Source organism: Streptomyces sp. B1866 (assembly GCF_031932565.1).
In the GTDB taxonomy this organism is placed as follows: Bacteria; Actinomycetota; Actinomycetes; order Streptomycetales; family Streptomycetaceae; genus Streptomyces.
Window position 1 is genome coordinate 1 of sequence record NZ_JAVSCF010000492.1, and the last position, 1,731, is coordinate 1,731.

Here is a 1,731-nt window from a genome sequence, read left to right on the forward strand (position 1 = left end):
CGCCCGGTCTGCCTGAGCCCTGCCGGCGCCCACGCGCGGGCGCGGCGGGGCGCGGGCGGGCGGCGGGCGTGACAGGTGTGCGGGTGCGGGGCCGTACGGGCGTGGCCGGTGGGTGCGTACGGGGCCGGGGGACGGACCGTACGCGCGGGGCGGGCCGCGGGCCGGGGCGCGTCTCCGGCCCGTACCCCGGTCGTCGCCGGTCGCGCCGCCGACCGCCGTCGGCTGCTGACGGCTGCTGACGGCCGGTCGGGCTGGTGGCCTCGCGTGGCGCGGGCTGTCAGAGGCCGGCGCTAGCGTTGACGCCATGGCTGCCCGTAGCTCCTCCCGCACTTCGGCCAAGGACCGGCCGACCTACCGCTGCACCGAGTGCGGCTGGACCACCGCCAAGTGGCTCGGCCGCTGCCCGGAGTGCCACGCCTGGGGCACTGTCGAGGAGTTCGGCGCGCCCGCGGTGCGCACGACGGCGCCCGGCCGGGTGACCTCGGCGGCGCTGCCCATCGCCCAGGTCGACGGCCGCCGGGCCGCCGCGCGCAGCACGGGCGTGGCCGAGCTGGACCGCGTCCTGGGCGGCGGCCTGGTGCCCGGGGCGGTGGTGCTGCTGGCCGGGGAGCCGGGCGTGGGCAAGTCGACCCTGCTGCTCGACGTGGCCGCCCGGGCCGCCTCGGACGACCACCGCACGCTGTATGTGACCGGCGAGGAGTCCGCGAGCCAGGTCAGGCTGCGCGCCGACCGGATCGGGGCGCTGGCCGACCACCTCTACCTGGCCGCCGAGACCGACCTGGCCGCCGTCCTGGGCCACCTCGACGCCGTCAAGCCGTCCCTGCTGGTCCTGGACTCGGTCCAGACCGTCGCCTCCCCGGCGGTCGACGGCGCGCCCGGCGGCATGGCGCAGGTGCGGGAGGTGGCGGGCGCGCTCATCCGCGCGTCCAAGGAGCGGGGCATGTCCACGCTGCTGGTCGGCCACGTCACCAAGGACGGGGCCATCGCCGGGCCCCGCCTGCTGGAGCACCTGGTGGACGTGGTGCTGCACTTCGAGGGCGACCGGCACGCCCGGCTGCGCCTGGTGCGCGGCATGAAGAACCGCTACGGCGCCACGGACGAGGTCGGCTGCTTCGAGCTGCACGACGAGGGCATCACCGGTCTCGCCGACCCCTCCGGGCTGTTCCTCACCCGGCGCGACGAGCCGGTGCCGGGCACCTGCCTGACCGTCACCCTGGAGGGCCGCAGGCCGCTGGTCGCCGAGGTGCAGGCCCTCACCGTGGACTCGCAGATCCCCTCCCCGCGGCGCACCACCTCCGGCCTGGAGACCTCGCGTGTGTCGATGATGCTCGCCGTCCTGGAGCAGCGCGGCCGGATCAGCGCGCTGGGCAAGCGGGACATCTACAGCGCGACGGTCGGCGGTGTGAAGCTGTCCGAGCCCGCCGCCGACCTGGCCGTGGCCCTGGCGCTGGCGAGCGCGGCGGGCGACACGCCCCTGCCGAAGAACCTGGTCGCGATCGGCGAGGTGGGCCTGGCGGGCGAGGTCAGGCGGGTGACGGGCGTGCAGCGGCGGCTCGCCGAGGCCGCCCGGCTCGGCTTCACCCAGGCTCTGGTGCCCGCGGACCCGGGCCGGGTCCCGGAGGGCATGCGGGTGCGGGAGGTGGCGGACATAGGGGACGCGCTGCGGGTGCTGCCGCGGCGCCGCCCGGCCGCCGGGCAGGCCGACGGCCGGGCGGGCGCGGAAGGCGGCCG

General features: G+C 77.8%; 1 protein-coding gene. It reads left to right on the top strand.

Features of this window, described 5'->3' with window-relative positions; all coding sequences use genetic code 11:
* Positions 1-304: 304 nt before the first annotated feature.
* Positions 305-1,731, top strand: a 1,427-nt coding sequence (radA, locus tag RKE29_RS29735) for a DNA repair protein RadA (RefSeq protein WP_312008817.1), incomplete at its 3' end; no start/stop codon positions are given.